This window comes from Corynebacterium sp. LK14, assembly GCF_008042215.1.
GTDB lineage: Bacteria > Actinomycetota > Actinomycetes > Mycobacteriales > Mycobacteriaceae > Corynebacterium > Corynebacterium striatum.
In genome coordinates this window covers 46,756-61,282 of sequence record NZ_NOVQ01000007.1, presented here as the reverse complement: position 1 = coordinate 61,282, position 14,527 = coordinate 46,756, and the positions used below count along the sequence as shown (strand labels likewise).

Genomic DNA, 14,527 nt, shown 5'->3' with positions numbered 1-14,527 from the left:
CAATTCAGATGAGCATCAAGCACGATACCGAGCTGCTGGTTCCACGCCGGCGCCCGGCCCAGGCACGCAGCCGCGAGAGATACAACAGGATCCTCAAGGCTGCGCGAAGCGTGCTTGTCGACGCTGGCTTCGAGTCCTTCACCTTCGACGAAGTCTCGCGCCGCGCGGAAGTGCCGATCGGCACGCTGTACCAATTCTTTGCCAACAAGTACGTGCTGATCTGCGAGTTGGACCGCGAGGATACCGGCGAGAATCTGGAGGAGATTCGGCGCTTTTCTGAGCACGTCCCGGCCCTGCAGTGGCCGGACTTCCTTGATGAGTTCATCGACCACCTCGCCCGCATGTGGCGCGAAGACCCCTCCCGCCGTGCGGTGTGGCATGCGGTGCAGTCCACTCCGGCCACACGCGCCACGGCCGCAGATACGGAGCTGCAGCTGCTCAAGCCCGTGGCGGAAATCCTGGAGCCGCTGGCCCAGCGTATGACCTACGACGAGCGCGTGGAGCTGGCCGGATTCCTCGTGCACACGGTGGTCTCGATGCTCAATTACGCAGCATCTGGCGAGCCAGAGAGCTTTGACGACGTCGTGGGCGAAATCAAGCGTATGCTTATTGCGTACTTGTTCTCCGTAGCCACTAGCTAAAGGTTAGGAACCGTGAGCAGGACGGTAGCGGTGGCGTAGTCTCCGTCGTGGCTGATGCTCAGGCTCGTTCGTATATCCCCGAGACTTGCAGCCACGCTCTCTTTGATGTGGCCGCGCAGGACCAGTCCGACTCTCCCCCAGGCGTCCGGCTGAACCTCGATTTCTTGCCAGTCGACGTCGTTTTCTGCCACCACCGGCGGGCGGCCATAAAGCGCCTGCGACCATGCCTTAATAAAAGCTTCCTTCGCCGCCCACCGCCCGGCGAGGTGCTCGGCGCGGCGCGCGGAGTCGCCTTTGCGCGTAGCCACGCGCAGCTCCGTGGCGCTGAATACCGCCTCGAAACGAGTGCCCGGCACGCTGAGCTGCTGGGCAAACTCCGAGATACAAACAAGGTCAGTTCCCACGGCGAAGGTAGCGGCGTTCATAGCCTCTCACTCTAACTCGCGAGCTCAGTCTTGAGCATTTCGAGTTCTCCGCCACCAGCCATCCACTGGGTCAGATCTTCGACGCTTACTTCCGCCTTCGAAGCGTTGAGAACCACTTCGCCCATGTTAAGTACCACGAAGCGGTCCCCGACCAAGAACGCGTGCTGCGGGTTGTGGGTAATCAGCACCACTCCCATGCCGCGTTCACGAGCGGCATCGATAAAGCGCAGCACCATGCCGGACTGCTTAACGCCAAGCGCCGCCGTGGGCTCATCCAGCACGATGTAGCGCGCACCGAAGTAGATGGCGCGCGCGATGGCCACCACTTGGCGCTGGCCGCCGGAGAGTGCTTCCAGCTGCACGTCGATGTCGGCTAGGTCTACGCCCATTTCTTGCAGCTGCTCGCGGGCAATGGTGCGCATCTCCTTTTCCTTCAACAGGCCGAAAGGACCTGCGAGTTCCTGGCCTAAGAAGAAGTTGCGCCAGACGGAAAGCTGCGGCACCAGCGCGAGATCCTGGTACACGGTAGCGATGCCCGCATCGAGGGCGTCGCGGGGGCTGGAAAAGGTGGTGGGGGCGGCGTCGACAAGCAGCTCGCCCGAGGTGGGTGTGTTGAGACCCGACAGGATTTTGATGAGCGTGGACTTGCCTGCACCGTTGTCGCCAAGGACGCAGGTGACAGTGCCCGGGCGCAGCGTCATGTTGACACCACGCAGGGCATGGAAATTACCGAAGGATTGCTGAATATCGTGCAGCTCGATGCTGTGTGCATTCTCAGTCATCACTGCCTCCTATTTCCGCTTGTTGAAGTTGGCCACAGACGTGTTGGTAAGAACCGCAAACAGCAGCATGGCGCCGAGGAAGAACTTGAACCAGTCGGGGTTCCACCCCGCGTAAACGATGCCCTGGTTGGTCATGCCGAATATGACTGCACCGATGGCCGTGCCTACGGCAGTGCCGCGGCCGCCCGTCATCGAGCAGCCACCGATAACCGCCGCGATGATATAGAGGAACTCGTTGCCAATGCCCTGGCCCGCCTGGATGGAGTCGAAGGCAAAAAGCGTGTGCATGCCCACGAACCAGGCGGCGAAACCGACGAGCATGAACAGGATGACCTTGACGCGGCGCACAGGCACACCGACGGCACGGGCGGCGTCCTCGTCACCGCCGACGGCGAAGATCCAGTTACCGAAGCGGGTCTTGTAGAGCACGAAGGAGGCCACAGCGACGAACAAGATCCACCACAACACGGTGGCACGGATGCTCAGCGAGCCGAGGTGAATAGTGCCAGCGAAGATGGCATGTGCGGAAGCAAAGCCCTGCATGTCAGAGATGGGAGGCGTGGCCACCTGGCCGGTAACGAGCTTGGTCACGGCCAGGTTCAGTCCCTGCAGCATGAGGAATGCGGCAAGGGTGATGAGGAAGGAGTCGATCTTCGTACGCACGACAAGCAGGCCGTTGATGGCACCAATGGTCAGGGCCGTCACGAGGGCGAGGGCTGCTCCAACCCAGGAGTTGAGGTGCAGGTTGTAGTTGAGCATGGTGGCCACGAGTGCAGAGGTAGTCACGGCGACGCCGGAGGATAAGTCGAACTCGTTGCCAATCATGAGCAGGCCCACGGCCAGGGCTACGATGCCCAGGGTGGAGCTGGCGTAGAGCACCGTGGAGAAGGCCTCCATCGAACGAAACGATGGAGCGACAATCATGAACAGGGCAAAGATGACGATGGCACCAAGGACACTGGCTAGCTCGGGGCGGCGCATGATGCGGGCGCTTAGGCTCCGCGATGCTAGCCGCGCATCAGTGCTTGGCGACGTCCCGGTCATCGCAGGCCTGCCTTAGCGGACTCTGAGATTACGTCGACGTTGGTGGAGTCGACGAAGGAAGGGCCGGTGTAGACGGGGCGGCCGCCGCCCACGGTGGAGCCGTTGCGGTGTGCGAGCCACAAGGCATCGACAGCCATGTAGCCCTGCATGTAAGGTTGCTGGTCCACGGCCCAGGCGACGTCGCCGGAAGCGATGGCGTCGACAAGCTCGGCGTTGGTATCGAAGGTGGCTACCTTTGCCTTGGCACCGGAGTCAGCGATGGCGTCGACGGCGCGCATAGCGACGGGCGCCTGGAGAGCCATGACCCAGTCAATGGATTTGTCCTGCTCGAGCTTCGCGTTCAGGGTGGACTGTGCTGCAGTGAGGTCCTGACCGTTGACGTAGAGCAGCTCAACCTTGCCGCCCTGTCCGTCTTGCAGACCCGCGCAGCGATCCTCCTGGGACTTGTTGCCTTGTTCGTGGATGACGCACAGGGTGTGCTTGGCGCCTTCCTTTTTGAGGCGCTCGCCTGCCTTGGTGCCGGCGACCTTCTCCTCCTGGCCGAAGAACGCGGTCATGCCGTACTTCTGATAGGAATCCATGCCGGCGTTAAGGCCGACGGTGGGGATGCCTGCGTCGGCGGCCTTCTTGGCTACAGGACCGATGGCGCTGGCGTTTGGCATGGTGACGGCGATGCCGTCGACGTCGGAGTCAATGGCGGACTGCACGAGGTTGGCCTGGTTAGGGGCCTGCGGATCGGAAGAGTAGCGCAACTCTATGTTGTTCTTCTTGGCTGCGTCCTCGGCGCCCTTGCGCACGAGATCCCAGTAGGTATCGCCAGGGGCACCGTGGGAGATCATCGATACGACGATGCGCTCGGTGTCCACTCCCCCGGCGAGTTCGTTCTCACTGTTTTCCCTCGGTGCACCACCGGTGGAGGAGCATCCCGCCACTGCTAGCATGGCGGCCAAAGCCACCCCGGTTCCCACAATCTTGCAAGCTTTAACGTTGAAGTTCATGCTTGCATAGTGCCCCACCCACAACAGGGACTCAAACCGCTGACCTGCATCTTTATCGTTTCAGGTGGCGCAAGCTGGCACTTTCGACGCCGTTTTTACCCCCGTTACAGCTTCCTAAATACCCCAACACAAAGCCACAAATACACAAAAGGGAGGGCTCCCCATTTCTGGGAAGCCTTCTCCGCCGTTGGAATGGCCCGCTGCTGGAGTAGAGGACTTAGTTCAGCATCTGCCCAGTTTCAAGGATTCCGTCGCGCAGACGAGCGGCGTCGTCAAGCAGCACTGCGGCCTCACGTTCCTTCACAGCGTCACCAGTACCGCCCAGGTTGCGGTCCACCGGACGCTCGTAGAGAACTGCCCCACCGCGCATCGCAGACTCGATGCGGCGCAGCCCGGCGCGCTCACGCTCGTGCGCCTGCTGCTGCCACTGAGCAACGGCCTCCGCATCCTGTGCCTTAGCCAGTGCAGCCAGGAATGCGCCCGGGTGCACGATTGCCACTAGCGCAGACACGTGACCGAAGCCCAGGGAGGTAACCAGGCCTGCCTTCGGTGCATACTCGTCGCGACCGCGCAGGTCCAGCTGATGACGTAGCCAAACCAGGTGCTCATGCTTAGCCAGCACCGGATCCACGCAATCCAGGGAGCGGTTCGGCGGCAGGATACCCTCACGCAGGACCTGCGTCAGGCCAACCATCTGGAACGCGGCGGCACCACCCTTGGCGTGGCCAGTCAGGGTCTTCTGCGAAATCACGTACATCGGGTTGCCGTTGTTGCGTCCCATCGCGGCAGCAATGCGCTCGTGCAGATCCGACTCGTTCGGGTCATTCGCATTGGTCGAGGTGTCGTGCTTGGAGATGATGGACACCTCATCCGGCGTGACGCCATGCGCACGCAGGACCTGTGCCAAGCGGGAATCCACGCCGCCACGGGCAGCAGACAGCGCGCCCAATCCCGGCGCAGGGATGGAGGTGTGAGCGCCATCCGCGAAGGACTCCGCGAAGGCCACCACGCCCAGAACCGGCAGTCCCTGCTCCGCGGCGAATGAGCCACGGGCCAGCAGCAGGGTGCCGCCACCTTCAGACTCGATGAAGCCTCCGCGGCGCCTGTCGTTGGCGCGGGAGAAGTACTTGTGGTCGATGCCCTTGGCTTCCATCTCTGCGGAATCCGCTGTAGCCGCCATGTCTCCGAAGCCGGTGATGCCCTCAATAGAAAGGTCATCGACACCACCAGCGACCACGAAGTCTGCCTTGTGCAGGCGCAGCTTATCCATCGCTTCCTCCACGGAGACCGCAGCGGTAGCGCAGGCTGCAACCGGGTGGATCATCTGGCCGTAGCCGCCCACGTAGGACTGCATCACGTGCGCTGCCACCACATTCGGCAGGGCTTCCTGCAGAATGTCGTTCGGGCGCGACTGCGCCAGCAGCTTATCCACGTAGAGCGAGCGCAGGGAGGCCATGCCGCCCATGCCGGTGCCCTGCGTCGAGGACACGCGTGCGGGGTGAACGCTCGCGAGCAGCTCTGCCGGGCTGAAGCCCGCCGAAAGGAATGCCTCCACGGTGCACACGATGTTCCACAGCGCCACACGGTCGAGGTTGTCGATCATGTCGGCCGGGATGCCATAGACCGCCGGGTCGAATCCGGTCGGCACCTGGCCGCCGACGAAGCGCGACATTGCCACGCGGCGCGGCACACGCACTGGCGAGCCGGCCGGGCGGGTAACCTGCCATTCCTCACCATCGAAGTGCGCCGTAGCGCCCTCAACTTCTTCTACGAAGGACTTGGCGGTTGCTTCATCGTCCACGGTGAAGGTCAGCGGCTTCTCCAGGTAGATGGTGGTCAATTCAGGAGCGAGGTTGTCCACCATCGGCATGTGCGGGCCGAAGTCATCGTGGTAGCGGCGCACCCCGATGTTGGCCATCACTTGGTCATGGAACTGTTCGTAGACGTCTTCCTCGGCAATGGCTTCGCCGGTCTCCAGCACGGTCCACTGGGCCGACTGGGCATCCCACTCGATGAGGCCCGTGGTCCAGGCCAACTCAAGCACGCCGGCAGCGGAAAGCTCGCCGGTAAGCTCGACCTCGAAGCGGGTACGCGAGGAACCCAGCGGGCCGAGCTCACCTGCGCCGACGATGACGACCATGTCATCGAGCGACTGCGTCACGCCACTGAAGTCTGGCGTGGTCCACTGCAACGGGGACAGCGGGTTCGGCAGTGCTTGCACCGTCTTCGGGGCCTGGATGACGCCGCCATTGGATGCGCTTGTTTGCTCCGCCCGCCGTGCGGCCTCGCGGGCCAGTTCAGGCAGGTTGAGGTCGGCCTCGCCCAGACCGCCGGTGAAGTCAAGGGTGACTGGGCCCTGGGCCGCCTGCTCACGCACGTCGGCGTTGGCGCCGCCGTCGACCAGCTTGATAGCCATTTCCTCGGTGGAGTAGGTTTCCACGCCCTTGGCCTCGACCAGCTCGACCATTGGGTCGTTTCCGCCCATCAGGCCAGTGCCACGTACCCAACCGATGTGGGCGTGGACCAGCGAGGTACGCTCGCCCCAGACAGGCTCCGCCTTCCAGCGGGTAACCAGGGCGTCGAGTGCCGCCTTGGCCTCACCATAGGCGCCGTCGCCACCGAAGCGGCCACGGTTCGGGCTACCTGGCAGCACCACGTGCAGGCGCTGGCCCACGTGGGTATCCGCGCCCAGCTGAGACAGGCCCGCGATGAGCTTCTCCACCGACCACAGCAGCAGACGCATCTGCGACTCGGCTTGGGCGCCGGCGTCGGCCAGCGTGCCCTGCACGCGCGGAGCAGCGAACGGGAAGAGCAAGGTCGGCACCAGCGCCGGCTTGACCAGCTTGGACTTGCCGCCCACTGTGGCTGTCTGCTCGTTAGCAATCCACTCCACCAAGGCGTCGAGATCTTTGAAGGAGCTCAAGTTCGCAGGGACCACCCACAACGCGGCGGAACCAGCGGCGTGCGTGCGGTAGAGCTCCTTGTAGAACTCCACGCGGTCATGGTTTAGGCGCGAGGTGGTTGCCACCACGGTGGCGCCCTCGTTGAGCAGCTCGCCGATGACAGCGGCCGCAATCGAGTTCGGGGAGCCACCAGTAACCACGGCAACGTCGTTGCTCATGGTCAAGCTAGCGGCATCCACACGCGCTTCCTGCGCGTGATCCGGCAGTCCAAAGTGCTCCGCCAGCCGCGCCACGGCTTCGCCAGCGCCCAGAACATCGACGTCCGCAGCATTGAGCTCGCCCGCGGCAACACGCGCAAGATCCTCGCGGGCAGAAGCCCAGCGGTCGTCGAGAAGCACTGCCTTATCCGCATCGAAGGACGGCGCGACCTGCTTAGCCCAATCGGAGCCCAGCTCACGGGAGACTAGCTCCGCCAGTGCGGCGTTCTCATCTACTTCTGAAAACTCGGTGGCAGGCGCCGCAACTCCCAGCTTGGACAGCAAGGTGTGGGCGGTCTCCGCAAGGGTATCAGTCATTTCCGCGGTGTAGGCATCCAAAGCAGCGGAGTCCACTACCCCACCGCCCGCAGCACCACCCGCGGAAGGCAGCGCGATGCTAATCCCCTCGCGCTGTCCGGCGAGGGTCACGGCGGCGTCGATAAGCGCATCCAGCTCCTTGGCATTCGCAGCGCCCGTGCCGAGCGTGGCCAGGTCGCCGCCACGCAGGGACGCGCCCTCGCGAGTGCCGAGGACAAGCTCAGCGATGACGCGATCTGCCCAGCCTTCGCCCAAGCCCCAGGCGCCGGTGACGCGCTCAGCCACGTAGCCAGGCTTCTTTCCAGCAGGTCCAGTCAGGCGGCGCAGCGCATCAGCGACCTGCCCGCCCAGGACCGGGCCAAAGGTCTTATAGCCCTTGGCCATGCCTGCGACAGTCTCCTTGAGTTCCGACAGCGCAGCATCGGCCGCGCCATCGATAGCGCCCAGGCCGAACTCCACACCCAGATCCAGCAGGAGCTGGTTGCGGCGGGAGGACACCCCCTCGACGAGCAGTTCGATGGTATCGGCAGGACCCATCTGATCCAGGCGGACCTTGGTCCACACCGCCACGAGCATTTCGGTGGCGAACTGCGCGCTCAGCGGCTTATCCGCTGGGGTCTCCCCACCCGCAGCAGGTGCCGGAACCGGAGCCACGAGGGTCGCGGTCTCCGCTGCTGCCGGGGTCTCAGAGACCAGGCTTGCTGCGGTAGCGCCAGATTCGGCACCATCCTCAGCGCCAGATTCAGCCGCTGCATCCGCCGCCGCAGTCTGCTCCGGCTCCGGGCGAGCGATGGCATCCTCAGCGAAGACGACGCCGCGGTCGCGCTCGATGTTGAGCACCTCGATGCCGTGGCCTGCATACTGCGGCAGGCGCAGGGTCTGGCCCAGCATGTTCGCCAGCGTTGGCGAGGAACCCACGCCCACCTCGACAAAGCGCTCCACGCCCAGGCCCGGGGTGCCGGCGCCGCCGATGGCGCCCGGCTCGCTAAGCAGGAGATCCTGGGTTTCGATCCATCGGACAGGTGAAGCGAACTGCCAGGCCAGAAGCTCAATGAGCAGGGTGCGGCCCAACTGAAACGGGTTCTCAAGGGCGCCCGCGAAGTCAGACAGGATGGCCTTGACGGGATCAGAGTCCACCACGGAGTCAATGGCCTGCACGAACTCTTCAGTGAGCTCAAATGGACGCGCAACCAGGTTCGGCACGTAGTGGCCCACGAGGATATCCAGGTCGATGTCCGCCGGAATGAGGGAATCGAGGTGCTCGCGGAAGGCAGGCACGCCGTCCAGCAGATGAGAGGAGTGGAACGGCACGTCGATGCCCGGGATCTGGATGAAGGCACGCGCCCCCGGCGCGCGGCGCTCGGCGTCGGCACGCAGGGCGTTAAGCCCCGCGCGAGTACCGGCGACGGCGTACTGCACGCCTGCAATGTTGTAGTTGACGATCTCCAGGAACTCGCCGGTCTGCGCGGAAATCTCAGCAACGTACGGGAACACGTCCTTGGCGGAGACGCCGATCTTGTTCGGACGCAGCGCCGCCAGTCCATAGTTGGAGTTGCCCTCGGCGTCGCGCTCGACCAGGCGGTGCATGGTCAGGCCACGGGCGTAGACGATCTCTACGACTGCTTCGAGGGAGAGCACCTGCGCGTAGGCGGCGAGGGCGTTGTACTCGCCCACGGAGTGGCCCGCAAAGTAGGCGCCGGAGTCAAGGACGCCGGCCTCCTGCATCTCGGCGATCTGCGCGCAGCCCAGGGTAGCCATGGCTACCTGCGTGAACTGGGTCAGGAAAAGAGCGCCGTCCGGGTGCGTGAACTCCTCGCCGCGCACAGTGACGGACTGCGGATTGTTGCGCACGATCTCCAGGATGGAGAATCCCAACTTGGAGCGGGTGTGCTTGTCCGCGCGTTCCCATACGGAGCGGGCGCTTGACGACGCCGCGAAGGCGTCCATGCCCATCCCCTGCGACTGGATGCCCTGGCCGGGGAAGCCGTAGAAGGTCAGCTTGTCAGCGACAGTCGCGCGAGCCTCAAGGACCGGAACGCCGTCGACGGAAGCGGTGACGGCTCGGACCTCGCCGAAGCCTGGACGGGTGTCCAGGCCCACGCGCTCGACCACGAAGGTGACCTGCGCGCCGGGCAGGACAGGCGCCTGCATGGTGGCGCTCCACTCACGGACTGCGGCGCCGTCGAAAGCGGCGGCCAGCTGCGCCAGCGCGGAGGTCCACATGCCGTGGACGATGACGCCGTCCTGCAGGCCAGCCAGCTGGGCGGCGAGATCGGCAACGTGGATGGGGTTGCGGTCGCCCGTGACCACGGCGAATGGGTGCATCGACTGCGGGGCGGTCACGGTCATTTCGTGGCGGAAGCTGCGCGGCTTTTCCGCAGTGGTGGACGCTGCACCTGCGACGGAGTCCGCTGCGCCGAGTTCCTGCTCGCCGCGACGGCCCTGGATGGCGAAGCGCTCGAAGAGGCGTGCAACCGGGGTGCCTGCGGTGTCTGCACCAGCTGCGGAAGCACCATCGGTGGCCGTCTCAATATCTACTGCGACGTCGACGACGCGGCCGACTGGGGTGTCGCGGACCTCGCCCGCGGTGGCGGTGATGCGCAGCTTCGCCTCGCGCGGCAGCGCGGACTTGAGTTCGAGGTTGTGCTCCAAGTGGACCAGGTTGAGCAGGCCTTCAACGACGTTAGTTCCGTCTTCGGTAACTGCATCGGCGATGACCGCGAACACGGCTGGCCAGGCCTTGCCCACGAGGACGTCTGGGGCCACATGTGCGCCCTCGGCAACGTCTGCGGAAAGGGCGTCGGCAGGCGCATAGCCCGCGGTGACGTTTTCATAGTCCGCGGAATCCGCGGCGCTGAGCTCGCCGGACCAGATGGCGGTGCCACCGGTTACCTCCGGCAGGGTGCCGCCGGCAGCGACGCGAGCCAGCTCGCGCATGGACTCAGCGGCATCGGCCTCGGTGATAAGCGGCGAGGCGCCCGGAATCTGCGGTGGGGTGATGCGCAGGCGCAGCTGCGCGCCTGCAATCGCGCCCTTGAGCGGGACGCTCAGCCAGTACTCGCCTTCGGCAAGCTTCTCAAAGCGGGAGCCGTTGTCTTTGCTCTCGATCGACTCCGCCAGGAACTGGCCGGTGTCAAGCACGAGGCGAAGAGGGTTGAGCTGCTCGCGGCCTGCCCAATTGACCATTGGTGCCTTGAGGATCTTGTCGAAGTCCGAGTGCTCTGGTTTGTCTTGCACACCGGCCTGGGTCAGCTCATCTGTTGCGGCCTGCTCGAAGCGGGCAAGCAGCTCAGCCACCGGCTCGTCAACGCGCTCGATGCCGCCAACTGCGGTGGTGCCTGGGATGATGCAGACTTGGTCGGCGTCGTAGCGCTCGTCATGGGCCTGCCACAGGGAGTCCTGGCGCCACAGACGGCGGACCTCCGCGTCGATTACGGGGACGAAGTTGGCGGGCTTGCCCTTCTGGTTGAGCAGCTGCAGGAACCACGCGGCGTCGCCTGGGTGGACGAGCTGGTCGAGGGCGGCGCTGCCCAGGAGCTCGCGCAGCTGCTTGACTGCCTGCTCCGGGTTCTCGCGCTCTGCGGTGACCTGAAGTTCGATCTCACCGTGGTCCGCCGGGTTGAGGCGGGCCTCGGTGCGCTCCACCATTGCGACGAAGCGCTGGAACCAGGATTCGTCGACCCACTGCCCCATGTAGGAAAGCTCAAGGTAACGCTCGAGCCACTGCGTGTAGGTCATAGAGTCAAGGTCGCCGAAGTAAGGCTTGCAGGTCTTGCCGATGGCCTCGATGATCTCGTCACGACGTGCGGCCACGGCCGCAGCGTCGCCCGCGACCTCGTCGAGCAGGCGCCCGGCGCGTGCGAAGGAGTTGTCGATCTCGTGGATGTCCGCGCCCAGCTGGGACAGTCCGGAGGTCACGGAGCCGCCGAAGTCCTGGGCTGCAGCGCCCACGCCGGCCCAGCCGTCGTTCTGGACAGTCGGCTGCGCGGCCACGAGTGCGCGCTTCACGGATTCGGAAGCGGTGGATTCCTTGGTCGCCATGGCGGCGGTGCCCACCATGATGGCGTCGACAGGCGCATCCGGCAGCCCCTGCTTGTGTGCCCAGGTGCCTAGCAGGTACTGAACACCGCGGGCTGGGGTGCCGATGCCGCCGCCGACGGCCAGCACCACGTTGTCGTGCTCGCGGATGCGGCCATAGGTGGCAGCGAGCAGCTCGTCGAGGTCCTCCCACGAGTGGTGGCCACCGGCGTGACCGCCTTCGACCTGCATGATGATAAGTCCTGGGGCCTGCTCGGCGATGCGCAGTACTTGGTCGATCTGCTTGATGGTGCCTGGCTTGAATGCGACCCACGGGAAGTTGTCCGCGTGCAGGGACTCTACGAGTTCCACGGCCTCATCGAGCGGTGGGATACCAGCAGAGACAACCACGCCGTTGATGGGCGCACCGTTTGCGCGTGCCTTGGGTAGGGCGCGCTCGCCTGCGATCTGGCGGCGCCACTGCGTTGCGGAGAGATACATGGCGTTGAACTGTGCGTTCACGCCTGGCTCGAGGAGTTCCTCTAGCTTCTCCAAGTTGCGTGCCAGCAAGGCGTTGGTGGTCTGGCCACCGCCTGCGAGCTCCGCCCAGTGACCAGCGTTGGCTGCGGCAGCCACGATTTCTGGGTCGACGGTGGAAGGGGTCATGCCGGGCAGCATGACTGGCGAGTAGCCGGTTGCCTCGGTGAACTTGGTGGAAAGGCGACCTGCGCGCAGGGTCGGGCGGAAGCGCTCCCAGGACATGGGCAGGGCAGGTGCCTGGCCGGCGTCGAAAAGCTGCGACTGCCCTTGCGAACCACACACCACCAAGGAGCCGGTTCCTCGTCCTGCGACGATGTCTCGGGTCAGCGGCTCGACGCCGCCATCAGGGCCGCACTCGAAGATCCAGCGGGCGCCTGCCTCGATGGCCTCGGTGACGCGGGCTGGCCAATCGACGATGTCGGTGAGGACGGCGCGGGCGCCCTCCTCCACGAGCACGGGGTCAAGACCTGAGGTTTTGCCCCACTCGATGACCTGCGCAACGGCCTCTTCCATTGCCGGGTGGTGGTAGGCAGCCTGGATGTCGAGCTGGCTAAAGCGAGGTGCGAACGGGGCACCGCCGCGCTGCTTGGATTCGACGAGCTTGGCGTCCTTGGAGGCCGCCGCTTCGAGGCGGCCCTGAACTGCGGCTACCTCCGCCGGGGTACCGACGATGATGAACTTGTCGCGGCCATTGCGCAGGCCGATGCGACCGCCAGCCTTTTCAATCTGCTCTTGAGTGGCACCGGAGACTGCCACCATAGGAGAACCCTCAGCGTTGCGGACCAAACCATAAGTGCGGGCTGTACGCGTGATAGCGGCACCGATGAGCTGCGCCAAGGCGATGACCTCGCCGGCTTCGGCGCGGCCGGTGGCAACAAACGTGCTCAAGGTGCCCTGGGAATGACCAATGACCGCGACCGCCTGCGAGACGGCGAGCCCCTGGGCAGCAAGCGCTTCAAGCACACCAACCTGGGCGGTGACGATGCCCGGGGTAGAGATAGCAGAATCCGCCAGGTTAATGCGCGGTGAGTTCGCTGGTGCTGCCCACTCGAGCGGGGCAAAGCCGTGTGGGAAGGCGGCGGCGAGATCGTCTGCGAGTGGCTCGAGGATCTTTTCCGCCTGCTTCAGGTGCCCGGCAAGGCGGGTGCCTGCGCCTGCGGCGATGGATGCCTGCAGATTGGGAAGCCAGGCATAGCCCTGGCCTGAAAATGACAGCGCGAAGGGTTCGGCGTCTAGGCGGTTAACCAAGCGTTTGCCTGTGGAAAGCGGCTGGGTAATGGACGTAGTTTCGGTACGCGGGGTGGTACTCACTGTGGTTGCTGCTCCTATGCGAGTGCGGCCAGAATTGTTTCGTATCAGAAAGTCAGAGATACAGCATGCCACAAAATCATGAGGAAACCATCATCTTTTGACGGCGTGTGTGGATGCTGCCCGTAAATCACGGTGGCGAGGATACGGCTAGAAATCACCCAAGAGCCGGGAAACTAGCTCTTTAGCACGCTCTAGTTCCACGCGCGATTGACCCCGGCGCACGCCATCCCCGACAGGGCCTTCGGGCTCTACTTCTGCATAAATCTCGCATGCACTCGCCGGAACCACAGGCGCACTACGGACAATCCCGCGCTGTTGCGTGTATTCATCAAAGAACTTATCGATACTCATTACCGGCGCCAGTCTAGCCGCTAAAATCATCACCATCATGGCAGCCCGCTCCCCTTTTCGCCCGTACTACATAGTCGGCATCCTCAACCTCATCGTCGCAGCTCTCGTCATCTTTGGCGCAACTCTCGACGCCCCGACTTCGTCCACCTCAGCGACTGCACCCAACACCCCCACGGCACCGGCTCCAGCAACAGCTTCAGACGCAGCTCCGGCAGCCCCCGAACCCCCTGCGGCACCTGCACCAAATCCAGCATTAGAACAGCTCACCGCCCTGCCGGTTAAGGGCCGCGCGCCAAAGACTGGCTACGAACGTAAGCAGTTCGGACAGGCATGGTCTGACGATGTCACCGTGGAATTTGGCCACAACGGCTGCGATACGCGAAACGACATTCTGCGCCGTGACCTCGTGGATATCACGCTCAAAGAAAACACTCATGACTGCGTGGTCCTGACAGGTACACTGCATGATCCCTATTCCGGCACTGATATCAGCTTCCAGCGCGGGCAAGGCACCTCCGAGTTGGTACAGATTGATCACATCGTGCCGCTTGCCGACGCCTGGCAAAAAGGCGCCCAAGAATGGTCACCGGAAAAGCGCCGCGACTTTGCCAACGACCCGCGCAACCTCCTCGCGGTCGACGGCCCACTTAATCAGCAGAAATCCGCAGGCGACGCAGCCACCTGGCTTCCGCCAAGCAAGGAATACCGTTGCACCTACGCGCAGAAAATTATTGAAGTTAAAGCTACCTACGGGCTGTGGGTAACACAGGCCGAATATGACGCGCTCGCTAACCAGCTAGCAACCTGCCCTTGAGCTACCCCCACTTTTTACCTGCCAAGAATCTGCATATTTTGCGCATAGTTTAACCCTAAAATAGGGCATACCTTTTAGACTATATGCCTGTATATCACGGAAAACGTGGGCACCCAAGCAAAGTAA

Annotated in this window: 8 protein-coding genes; 2 read left to right on the top strand and 6 right to left on the bottom strand. The window is 63.9% G+C overall.

The window, feature by feature from the left end; translation table 11 throughout:
* Window positions 1–8: 8 nt before the first annotated feature.
* Complete coding sequence (locus CHU71_RS03060) at window positions 9–641, top strand: TetR/AcrR family transcriptional regulator (protein WP_110332934.1); 633 nt, start codon at window positions 9–11, stop codon at window positions 639–641.
* Here the strand turns inward: CHU71_RS03060 and CHU71_RS03055 are convergent.
* From CHU71_RS03055 to CHU71_RS03030, 6 genes are all read right to left on the bottom strand, one after another.
* On the bottom strand, window positions 638–1,066 hold the full coding sequence (locus tag CHU71_RS03055; protein WP_147760146.1) for a holo-ACP synthase: 429 nt from the start codon (window positions 1,064–1,066) through the stop codon (window positions 638–640). The genes CHU71_RS03060 and CHU71_RS03055 overlap by 4 nt on opposite strands.
* A gap of 11 nt (window positions 1,067–1,077) precedes the next feature.
* A complete protein-coding gene (locus CHU71_RS03050; RefSeq protein ID WP_046645595.1) occupies window positions 1,078–1,848 on the bottom strand; it encodes an ATP-binding cassette domain-containing protein in 771 nt (256 codons plus the stop codon).
* A gap of 9 nt (window positions 1,849–1,857) precedes the next feature.
* Window positions 1,858–2,892, bottom strand: coding sequence for an ABC transporter permease (locus CHU71_RS03045; RefSeq protein WP_147760145.1), 1,035 nt, complete (start codon window positions 2,890–2,892; stop codon window positions 1,858–1,860).
* Window positions 2,889–3,833, bottom strand: coding sequence for a substrate-binding domain-containing protein (locus CHU71_RS03040; RefSeq protein ID WP_370450481.1), 945 nt, complete (start codon window positions 3,831–3,833; stop codon window positions 2,889–2,891). The genes CHU71_RS03045 and CHU71_RS03040 overlap by 4 nt, the downstream gene beginning before the upstream one ends.
* 274 nt (window positions 3,834–4,107) lie before the next feature.
* On the bottom strand, window positions 4,108–13,236 hold the full coding sequence (locus CHU71_RS03035; RefSeq protein WP_147760143.1) for a type I polyketide synthase: 9,129 nt from the start codon (window positions 13,234–13,236) through the stop codon (window positions 4,108–4,110).
* Between the two features lie 147 nt (window positions 13,237–13,383).
* Window positions 13,384–13,587: a hypothetical protein gene (locus CHU71_RS03030; RefSeq protein WP_129721038.1), complete on the bottom strand. Its 204-nt coding sequence runs from the start codon at window positions 13,585–13,587 to the stop codon at window positions 13,384–13,386.
* A 37-nt stretch (window positions 13,588–13,624) separates the two neighbouring features.
* On the opposite strand from CHU71_RS03030, the gene CHU71_RS03025 reads away from it, so the two are divergent.
* On the top strand, window positions 13,625–14,401 hold the full coding sequence (locus CHU71_RS03025) for an HNH endonuclease family protein (RefSeq protein WP_147760142.1): 777 nt from the start codon (window positions 13,625–13,627) through the stop codon (window positions 14,399–14,401).
* Window positions 14,402–14,527 lie beyond the last annotated feature (126 nt).

Excerpts from the sequence above, each read along its gene's own strand:
- CHU71_RS03060 (WP_110332934.1), top strand. The coding sequence starts at position 9 with ATGAGCATCAAGCACGATACCGAGCTGCTGGTTCCACGCCGGCGCCCG.
- CHU71_RS03055 (WP_147760146.1), bottom strand. The coding sequence starts at position 1,066 with ATGAACGCCGCTACCTTCGCCGTGGGAACTGACCTTGTTTGTATCTCG.
- CHU71_RS03050 (WP_046645595.1), bottom strand. The coding sequence starts at position 1,848 with ATGACTGAGAATGCACACAGCATCGAGCTGCACGATATTCAGCAATCC.
- CHU71_RS03045 (WP_147760145.1), bottom strand. The coding sequence starts at position 2,892 with ATGACCGGGACGTCGCCAAGCACTGATGCGCGGCTAGCATCGCGGAGC.
- CHU71_RS03040 (WP_370450481.1), bottom strand. The coding sequence starts at position 3,833 with ATGCTAGCAGTGGCGGGATGCTCCTCCACCGGTGGTGCACCGAGGGAA.
- CHU71_RS03030 (WP_129721038.1), bottom strand. The coding sequence starts at position 13,587 with ATGAGTATCGATAAGTTCTTTGATGAATACACGCAACAGCGCGGGATT.
- CHU71_RS03025 (WP_147760142.1), top strand. The coding sequence starts at position 13,625 with ATGGCAGCCCGCTCCCCTTTTCGCCCGTACTACATAGTCGGCATCCTC.